We start from the raw sequence: 9,313 nt of genomic DNA, 5'->3' as shown, positions 1-9,313 counted from the left end.
CGCCGACCCGACCTGGCGGCTCGCGCCGCGCCGGCTGCGCTCGGCCGAGATGGGCGCCGCGCCCACGCTCACCGCGCGTGAGATCCAGGTGCTCGAAGGCATGAGCCACGGCCGGTCGAACGCGGAGATCGGCCGTGAGCTCTTCCTCTCCGAGGACACGGTCAAGACACACGCCAGGCGGCTCTTCAAGAAGCTCGGTGCCTCGGACCGCGCGCACGCGGTGGCGCTCGGTTTCCGCTGGGGCCTGGTCCGCTGAGACCGGGGCCCGGTCCGCCGCGCCGGGCCAGGTCGCCGAGGCGGCAGGCCCGCCGAGGCCGGCCGAAAGCCCGCACCACCCGTCCGACCCCAGGTCCTGTCCAGCCGGACAGGACCTGGGCGGGGCGGGGCAACGTACGCCCGTGCGCATCCGTTTCCCGCGCGATGCCGCATCCTTGAGGGTGTGGAGTTCCTCGGGGACGAGTCGGACGAGCGCGAGGGGAGGGCGCAGGGGATGAGTTCTGCCGCACCCGCTCATAACGCTTCGGTGCACAACTACGGACGCGGTGCCACCGATCAGCAGCCGCCAAGGCACCATGGTCCGATGCGCGATGACGAGACCACGGTGATCGGTGCGCTCGTTCACCGTGCCGTCGACGGCGACGCACAGGCCACTCACGATCTTCTGGCCCGTGTGCATCCGCTCGCGCTGCGCTACTGCCGTACGCGGCTGAGTCGGCTGCCCGGCGACGCGCGGCACTTCGTGGAGGACCTCGCGCAGGAGGTCTGTGTCGCGGTCCTGATGGCGCTGCCGAGGTACCGCGACACCGGCAGGCCCTTCGAGGCGTTCGTCTTCGCCATCGCCGGGCACAAGGTCGCCGATCTCCAGCGGGCCGCCATGCGCCATCCGGGATCCACGGCCGTACCGTCGGACGAGATGCCGGAGCGGCCCGACGACTCGCTCGGCCCGGAGGAGCGGGCGCTGCTCAGCAGCGACGCCGAGTGGGCCAAGAAACTGCTCGCCAATCTGCCGGAGAACCAGCGCGAACTGCTGGTGCTGCGGGTCGCCGTCGGGCTGACGGCGGAGGAGACCGGACAGATGCTGGGGATGTCCCCGGGCGCGGTCCGGGTCGCCCAGCACCGCGCGCTGAGCAGACTGCGGGCGCTGGCGGAGCAGTGACACCGGCTGCGGAGCACTGACAGCGGCTATGGAGCAGCGACATCAGCCGGTGGAGCAGTGACACCGGCTGCGATCCTGATCGTGGAACGGGCCGTGGTGTGTGACGTGATCGGCACCCGGGTGCGGAAGATCGGGTACACGGGTGTGGAATGTGAGGCGTGTGGAGCCCGTTAGCATGGACATCCGCACCGATCAAGGCCATTTGGGGAAGGTGTCATGACTGCAAACGTCGACGGAGTGCCCGAGAAATTCGCGACGCTCGGGCTGACATACGACGACGTGCTGCTGCTGCCGGGCGCGTCCGACATGACGCCCGACGCCATCGACACCTCCTCGTACATCTCCAAGAACGTACGGGTGAACATCCCGCTGCTCTCCGCGGCGATGGACAAGGTCACCGAGGCCCGGATGGCGATCGCCATGGCGCGGCAGGGCGGCGCGGGTGTGCTGCACCGCAATCTCTCCATCGCCGACCAGGCCAACCAGGTCGATCTGGTGAAGCGCTCCGAGTCCGGCATGGTCACCGATCCGATCACGGTCCATCCGGACGCGACGCTCGGCGAGGCCGACCAGCTCTGCGCCAAGTTCCGCATCAGCGGCGTTCCGGTCATCGACCGCGGCGGCAAGCTGCTGGGCATCGTGACCAACCGTGACATGGCCTTCGAGGCGGACCGTACGCGCCAGGTGCGCGAGGTCATGACGCCGATGCCGCTCGTCACCGGCAAGGTCGGTATCTCCGGCGTGGACGCCATGGAGCTGCTGCGTCGGCACAAGATCGAGAAGCTGCCGCTGGTGGACGACGCCGGTGTCCTCAAGGGCCTGATCACCGTCAAGGACTTCGTCAAGGCCGAGAAGTATCCGAACGCGGCCAAGGACAAGGACGGCCGGCTGCTCGTCGGCGCGGCCGTCGGCGTCGCGGGCGACGCGTACGAACGCGCGCAGGCGCTGATCGAGGCGGGCGTCGACTTCATCGTCGTGGACACCGCGCACGGCCACTCCCGGCTGGTCGGGGACATGGTCGCCAAGATCAAGTCCAACTCCGCGGTGGATGTCATCGGCGGCAATATCGCCACCCGTGACGGCGCGCGGTCGCTGATCGACTCCGGCGCCGACGGCATCAAGGTCGGTGTCGGTCCCGGCTCCATCTGTACGACGCGCGTGGTCGCCGGGATCGGCGTTCCGCAGGTCACCGCGATCTACGAGGCCTCGCTCGCAGCCAAGGAGGCGGGCGTCCCGGTCATCGGCGACGGCGGTCTCCAGTACAGCGGCGACATCGCCAAGGCGCTGGTCGCGGGCGCCGACTCGGTGATGCTCGGCTCGCTGCTCGCCGGGTGCGAGGAGTCGCCGGGCGAGCTGCTCTTCATCAACGGCAAGCAGTTCAAGTCGTACCGCGGCATGGGATCGCTCGGCGCGATGCAGTCGCGCGGCGAACAGCGTTCGTTCTCCAAGGATCGTTACTTCCAGGAGGGCGTGGCCTCCGATGAGAAGCTGGTGCCCGAGGGCATCGAGGGCCAGGTGCCCTACCGCGGCCCGCTCTCCGCCGTCGTCCACCAGCTCACCGGCGGACTGCGCCAGTCGATGTTCTATGTCGGCGGACGCACGGTGCCCGAGCTCCAGGAACGCGGCCGGTTCGTACGGATCACCTCGGCGGGGCTCAAGGAGAGCCACCCGCACGACATCCAGATGACGGTCGAGGCGCCGAACTACACCAGGAGCTGACGCGGCACGGAGCTGACGGAGCGCTGAGCGAGTGTGTCCATGAGGGGCGGCCCCGGTGGTACGGGACCGCCCCTCATGGATGCGCCGGGGGTGCGCGGGGCGGTTCGGGGATACTGGAAAACGCAGACGCAGAGCGAAAGGCCACACATCGTGACTGAGATCGAGATCGGGCGCGGCAAGCGCGGTCGCAGGGCGTATGCCTTCGACGACATCGCCGTCGTCCCGAGCCGGCGCACCCGGGACCCGAAGGAGGTCTCGATCGCCTGGCAGATCGACGCCTACCGGTTCGAGCTGCCCTTCCTGGCGGCTCCGATGGACTCGGTCGTCTCTCCGGCGACCGCGATCCGGATCGGTGAGATGGGCGGTCTGGGTGTGCTCAACCTGGAAGGCCTGTGGACCCGGTACGAGGACCCGGCGCCGCTGTTCGACGAGATCTCCGGTCTCGACGGGCCGAGCGCCAACCGCAGGCTCCAGGAGATCTACGCCGAGCCGATCAAGGAAGAGCTGATCGGGCAGCGCATCAAGGAGGTGCGGGACTCCGGCGTGGTCACGGCCGCCGCGCTCTCGCCGCAGCGCACCGCGCAGTTCTCCAAGGCCGTGGTGGACGCCGGCGTCGACATCTTCGTCATCCGCGGGACGACGGTCTCCGCCGAGCATGTCTCCGGTGCCGCCGAGCCGTTGAATCTGAAGCAGTTCATCTACGAGCTGGATGTGCCGGTCATCGTCGGCGGCTGCGCCACGTACACGGCGGCGCTGCATCTCATGCGTACGGGCGCGGCGGGCGTGCTGGTCGGCTTCGGCGGCGGCGCCGCGCACACCACGCGCAATGTGCTGGGCATCCAGGTGCCGATGGCCACGGCGGTCGCGGATGTCGCGGCGGCCCGCCGGGACTACATGGACGAGTCCGGCGGGCGGTATGTGCATGTCATCGCGGACGGCGGTGTCGGCTGGTCCGGCGATCTGCCCAAGGCGATCGCGTGCGGCGCGGACGCGGTGATGATCGGCTCACCGCTGGCGCGGGCGTCGGACGCGCCGGGCAAGGGACTCCACTGGGGCATGGAGGCGGTCCATGAGGACGTGCCGCGCGGCAAGCTGGTGGATCTGGGCATCGTCGGGACGACGGAGGAGGTCCTGACCGGGCCTTCGCACATCCCGGACGGATCGATGAACTTCTTCGGCGCGCTGAAGAGGGCGATGGCGACGACGGGCTACAGCGAACTCAAGGAGTTCCAGCGGGTCGAGGTGACGGTGGCGGACTCGCAGCACCGCCGCTGAGTTTCTTCGGCGCTGTACGGAAGGTGCCCGGACCAGCACGTGGTCCGGGCACCTTCGGCGTCGGTGACGCCCTTACCGCGATGTGCTTACTCGGCCGCCTTCTTGGCGCCCGCGAACGAGGCGAACGCGGCGAACGCGAGGAAGACGAAGGTCATGAGGTCCTTGCTCTCGCTCCACGCGTCGCCCAGCAGACCGAAGTTGTTGAAGAAGACATCCGTCGCCGAGACGTTCAGCTCCTTCGCGACGATCACCGCGATACCGATGAGCTGGCCGAGGTAGACGGCGCCCAGCGACAGGACGGCTCCGGCGACCGGCAGGACGGGGCTGGGCCCGCCGACCTTGCCCGCGGCGAATCCGACCAGGAAACCCACGCCGATGGCGGCCCAGCCGATCTCGCGCTCGATGGCGCCGGCGATCCCGCCGTACACCCCGGCGGCGACGAGGGCCGCGACCAGGGCCGCCACAAGACCGAGTCCGATGTTGTCGCGGACCGGGGCCGGCGGGGCGCCGAACGGCTCGGGCTGGACGGCGCCGTCGGCGAACGGGTTGCCGGGTGGTGGAACGGGCTGACTCATACTGAAGATCCCCCCACGGGACGAGTGTCGTGCGCATGACTTGAGCACGATGGGCCAGGACAGTAGCAGTCCGGTACGACACTCCCGTACGTATTTGATCAGAGCCGGTAGGCCGCTCCCGCCGGGCTCGCTCCCCGGGTGTCCAGCAGGAGCTGCGCCTTGACCGCCAGGCCCTGGAGGTCGTACGTACGGTGGTGCTGGAGCAGCACCGTCAGATCGGCGTCGGCGGCGGCCTCGTAGAGTGAGTCCGCGCGCGGGACGGGCACCTGGCGCACCCGCCAGTCGGGGACATACGGATCGTGGTAGCTGACCGTCGCGCCCAGGTCCATCAGCCGGCAGGCGATCTCCCTGGCCGGTGAACTCTCCTGGTCGGCGAGGTCCTGCTTGTAGGTGACGCCGAGGAGCAGGATCCGCGCGCCGCGCGCGGACTTGCCGTGCTCGTTGAGGAGCGTGGCGCAGCGCTGGATGACGTACTGCGGCATCCGTGAGTTGATCTCCTGGGCGAGACCGACCATACGGAGCGGATGGCCGGGCGTGCGGCCCGCGTGCGGCAGACAGCTCGGGTCCATCGGTACGCCGTGGCCGCCCACACCGGGGCCCGGCCGGAAGGCCTGGAAGCCGAACGGTTTGGTCTCGGCGCAGCGGATCACGTCCCAGAGGTCCACGCCGAGGTCATGGCAGAGCACGGCCATCTCGTTGACGAGCGCGATGTTGACATGCCGGAAGTTGGTTTCGAGGAGCTTGACGGTCTCGGCCTCGCGCGGGCCGCGCGCCCGTACGACCTTCTCGGTCAGCCGTCCGTAGAAGGTGGCGGCCGATTCGGTGCAGGCCGGGGTGAGACCGCCGATCACCTTGGGGGTGTTGGCGAGGCCATGGGTGCGGTTGCCCGGGTCGAGCCGGCCGGGGGAGTACGCGAGATGGAAGTCGCGTCCGGCGCGCAGGCCCGAGCCGTCCTCCAGGATGGTGCGGAGGAAGCCCTCCGTGGTGCCGGGCGCCACGGGCGACTCCAGCAGGACGGTGGTGTGCGGGCGCAGCCGGGCGGCCAGTGCGCGGGCCGCCTCGCCGACCGCGCTCAGATCCGGCGTGCGGTCGGCGCCGAGCGGCGTGGGCGCGCAGATGACGGCGGTACGGACGCGGCCGAGATCGGTCGGGTTGGTGGTCGGCCGGAAGCCGCCCGAGAGCATCCGGCGGATCTCGGAGGCGGTGAGCGAGCCCTCGACCGGTGGATGTCCCGCGGCCAGTTCGGCGACGGGCCACGGATCGGTGTCGTAGCCGATGGTGTCGACACCGGCGGCCACGGCGGCCTGGGCGAGAGGCAGGCCGAGGTGGCCGAGACCGATGACGGCGAGATCTGCGGGCACGGTGGTGGCCGTCCTTCCCATAGCCGAAGTGGACAGTGAGCGCAAGCCCGGTGGACAGAATGGGGAAGCGCAATGTCAGACTAGGCTTAAATATGACCGTTATGCGGTATTGCGCGGCCGGGCAAGTGTGTTTCTCCGCGTGTTCGTTTCCGTGTTTCCCGTTGTCGCCTCGGGTGTGACCGGTGTTATCCACAGGCGGTGGCTGAAGTCGTGTGGTGCGGACAGAATCGATGTGGTGAGCCTGACCAGACGGGGGACTACGGGAGGCAGCAGTGAGGACAGCGAGACTGGGACCCGCCGAGCGCTTGCGGGCGCTCGCGGCGATGGCCGAGCGTGAACTGGACGTGCTGGTGGTGGGCGCGGGTGTGGTCGGGGCCGGGACCGCCCTCGATGCCGTGACCCGAGGGCTGTCGACCGGACTTGTCGAGGCGCGCGACTGGGCGGCCGGCACATCGAGCCGTTCGAGCAAGCTGATCCATGGCGGGCTGCGCTATCTGGAGATGCTCGACTTCGCGCTGGTGAGGGAAGCGCTCAAGGAGCGAGGCCTGCTGCTGGAGAAGCTGGCACCGCATCTCGTGAAGCCGGTGCCTTTTCTGTATCCGCTGCGGCACAAGGGCTGGGAGCGGTTCTACGCGGGCTCGGGCGTCGCGCTGTACGACGCGATGTCGGTGTCCTCCGGGCACGGGCGCGGGCTGCCCGTCCACCGCCATCTCTCGCGGCGGCACGCGCTGCGGGTGGCGCCCTGTCTGAAGAAGGACGCGCTGGTGGGCGCGTTGCAGTATTACGACGCCCAGATGGATGACGCGCGCTATGTGGCGACCTTGGTCCGTACGGCGGCGACGTATGGCGCGCAGGTGGCGGGCGGCGCACGGGTCGTGGGCTTTCTGCGGGAGGGCGAGCGGGTTGTCGGCGCGCGTGTGCAGGATGTGGAGGCGGGCGGCCAGTACGAGATCAGGGCCAAACAGGTCGTCAATGCCACCGGGGTGTGGACGGACGACACCCAGGGACTGATCGCCGAGCGCGGACAGTTCCATGTCCGGGCCTCCAAGGGCATCCATCTCGTTGTGCCCAAGGACCGGATCCACTCCGCGACCGGGCTGATTCTGCGTACGGAGAAATCGGTCCTGTTCGTCATCCCTTGGGGACGCCACTGGATCATCGGCACCACCGACACCGACTGGGATCTCGACAAGGCCCATCCGGCGGCCTCCAGCGCCGATATCGACTATCTGCTGGAGCGTGTGAACGCGGTGCTGTCCGTCCCGCTGACCCGGGACGACGTCCAGGGCGTGTACGCGGGGCTGCGCCCGCTGCTCGCCGGCGAGTCGGACGCGACGAGCAAGCTCTCGCGCGAGCACACGGTCGCGCATCCGGTGCCGGGCATGGTGGTGGTTGCCGGCGGTAAGTACACGACGTACCGGGTGATGGCCAAGGACGCGGTGGACGAGGCGGTGCACGGCCTCGACCAGCGCGTGGCGGAGTGTGTCACGGAGGACATTCCGCTGCTCGGCGCGGAGGGCTATCACGCGCTGTGGAACGCGCGGGCGAGGATGGCCGCGCGCACCGGGATCCATGTGGCCCGTGTGGAGCACCTGTTGAACCGGTACGGGACGCTGGTGGAGGAGCTGCTGGAGATGATCGCCGCCGATCCCGGTCTGGGCGAACCGCTGGCGGCGGCTGACGACTATCTGCGCGCCGAGGTGGTCTATGCGGCCTCGCACGAAGGAGCACGCCATCTTGAAGATGTGCTGACCAGGCGGACCAGGATCTCGATCGAGACCTTCGACCGCGGCACGCGCAGCGCGCGGGAGTGCGCGGAGCTGATGGCACCGGTGCTCGGCTGGGACAAGGACCGGATCGAGCGGGAGGTCGAGTATTACGAGAAGCGGGTGGAGGCGGAGCGGGAGTCGCAGCGGCAGCCGGACGACCAGACGGCGGACGCGGCTCGGCTCGGCGCACCGGACATCGTGGCGATCTGACGGCGGGGGAGAGCGGAGCCGGCTGCGTTCACGGTTCGTTGTATCTTCTGTCACTCCGTTCCCATGAGGCACACGCGTACCCAGCACATTTGTCTCAAGTGCGAACAAGGCCATGATGTACCCAGGCCCCGGGAGCGGTGACGGTCCAGGAGTGAGGGACAATGAAGGCTCTGTCAGGGCGCGTTACGGCACCGCGCGGGCGGGCGGCAGTCGCGGGCCAGGATCAGGGATCGCAGAGGGGACGCATGTCGGAGTCGAAGCAGTCGCGGGACACGGCGCAGGAGCCTCAGCGGGACGAGGAGAAGAGCGTCCGGGACGAGGCGAAGAGCTCCGGCGCCGTCGGCAGCGTCACAGGCAGCCCGGAAGGGCGTCTGCTCGCGGGCAGGTACCGGCTCGGCGCGGTGCTCGGCCGTGGCGGTATGGGCACGGTCTGGCGGGCCCTCGACGAGACGCTCGGCCGTACGGTCGCGGTGAAGGAGCTGCGGTTCCCTTCCAGCATCGACGAGGACGAGAAGCGTCGGCTCATCACACGTACGCTGCGCGAGGCCAAGGCGATCGCCCGGATCCGCAACAACGGCGCGGTCACGGTCTATGACGTCGTGGACGAGGACGACCGGCCCTGGATCGTCATGGAGTTGATCGAGGGCAAGTCGCTCGCCGAGGCCGTCCGCGAGGACGGCATACTGACACCGAAGCGCGCCGCCGAGGTCGGGCTCGCGATCCTCGACGTACTGCGCTCCGCGCACCGCGAGGGCATTCTGCACCGCGATGTGAAGCCGTCCAATGTGCTGATCGCCGAGGACGGGCGCGTGGTGCTCACGGACTTCGGCATCGCCCAGGTCGAGGGCGATCCGTCGGTCACCTCCACCGGCATGCTCGTCGGCGCGCCCTCGTACATCTCGCCGGAGCGCGCCCGTGGCCACAAGCCGGGGCCCGCCGCCGATCTCTGGTCGCTCGGCGGTCTGCTCTACGCGTCGGTGGAGGGCTGCCCGCCCTACGACAAGGGCTCCGCGATCGCCACGCTCACCGCAGTGATGACCGAGCCGCTCGATCCGCCCAAGAATGCGGGCCCGTTGGAGGAGGTCATCTACGGGCTGCTGGCCAAGGATCCGGCGCAGCGGCTCGACGACGCGGGCGCGCGGGCGCTCCTGAACGACATCATCGAGGCACCCGAACAGCCGCCGGGCGCGCCCGAGCCGGGCCCCGCCACCCGGGTCGTACCGCTGCCGCCGCTGCCCGTCGAGGACA

General features: G+C 69.4%; 8 protein-coding genes. 6 read left to right on the top strand and 2 right to left on the bottom strand.

Annotated elements, in window-relative coordinates; translation table 11 throughout:
* The 4 genes from GA0115259_RS00610 to GA0115259_RS00595 all read left to right on the top strand — a co-directional run.
* Positions 1 to 256 (top strand): response regulator transcription factor (locus GA0115259_RS00610; protein WP_141716406.1); only part of this gene is annotated, 256 nt, incomplete at its 5' end.
* Between the two features lie 324 nt (positions 257 to 580).
* Entirely contained in the window at positions 581 to 1,156 is a 576-nt protein-coding gene (locus GA0115259_RS00605; RefSeq protein WP_066949642.1) for a sigma-70 family RNA polymerase sigma factor, read from the top strand.
* Positions 1,157 to 1,372: 216 nt separating this feature from the next.
* Complete coding sequence (guaB, locus tag GA0115259_RS00600; protein ID WP_093589168.1) at positions 1,373 to 2,875, top strand: IMP dehydrogenase; 1,503 nt, start codon at positions 1,373 to 1,375, stop codon at positions 2,873 to 2,875.
* A 150-nt stretch (positions 2,876 to 3,025) separates the two neighbouring features.
* Positions 3,026 to 4,150 (top strand): GuaB3 family IMP dehydrogenase-related protein, encoded by a 1,125-nt coding sequence (locus GA0115259_RS00595; RefSeq protein ID WP_093589165.1) that lies wholly within the window; start codon positions 3,026 to 3,028, stop codon positions 4,148 to 4,150.
* An 86-nt stretch (positions 4,151 to 4,236) separates the two neighbouring features.
* On the opposite strand, the gene GA0115259_RS00590 is transcribed toward GA0115259_RS00595, so the two are convergent.
* Complete coding sequence (locus GA0115259_RS00590) at positions 4,237 to 4,725, bottom strand: hypothetical protein (RefSeq protein ID WP_093589160.1); 489 nt, start codon at positions 4,723 to 4,725, stop codon at positions 4,237 to 4,239.
* Between the two features lie 98 nt (positions 4,726 to 4,823).
* Complete coding sequence (locus GA0115259_RS00585) at positions 4,824 to 6,086, bottom strand: nucleotide sugar dehydrogenase (RefSeq protein WP_093589157.1); 1,263 nt, start codon at positions 6,084 to 6,086, stop codon at positions 4,824 to 4,826.
* Positions 6,087 to 6,358: 272 nt separating this feature from the next.
* On the opposite strand from GA0115259_RS00585, the gene GA0115259_RS00580 reads away from it, so the two are divergent.
* Together GA0115259_RS00580 and GA0115259_RS00575 are read left to right on the top strand one after the other, a co-directional pair.
* A complete protein-coding gene (locus GA0115259_RS00580) occupies positions 6,359 to 8,065 on the top strand; it encodes a glycerol-3-phosphate dehydrogenase/oxidase (RefSeq protein ID WP_093589154.1) in 1,707 nt (568 codons plus the stop codon).
* 245 nt (positions 8,066 to 8,310) lie between these two features.
* Positions 8,311 to 9,313, top strand: a 1,003-nt coding sequence (locus tag GA0115259_RS00575) for a serine/threonine-protein kinase (protein ID WP_237539661.1), incomplete at its 3' end; no start/stop codon positions are given.

Origin of the sequence: Streptomyces sp. MnatMP-M17 (assembly GCF_900091995.1) — a bacterium.
GTDB lineage: Bacteria > Actinomycetota > Actinomycetes > Streptomycetales > Streptomycetaceae > Streptomyces.
The sequence above is the reverse complement of the archived record's forward strand: the minus strand, read 5'-3'. Positions and strand labels throughout refer to the sequence as shown.

Excerpts from the sequence above, each read along its gene's own strand:
- GA0115259_RS00605 (WP_066949642.1), top strand. The coding sequence starts at position 581 with ATGCGCGATGACGAGACCACGGTGATCGGTGCGCTCGTTCACCGTGCC.
- guaB (WP_093589168.1), top strand. The coding sequence starts at position 1,373 with ATGACTGCAAACGTCGACGGAGTGCCCGAGAAATTCGCGACGCTCGGG.
- GA0115259_RS00590 (WP_093589160.1), bottom strand. The coding sequence starts at position 4,725 with ATGAGTCAGCCCGTTCCACCACCCGGCAACCCGTTCGCCGACGGCGCC.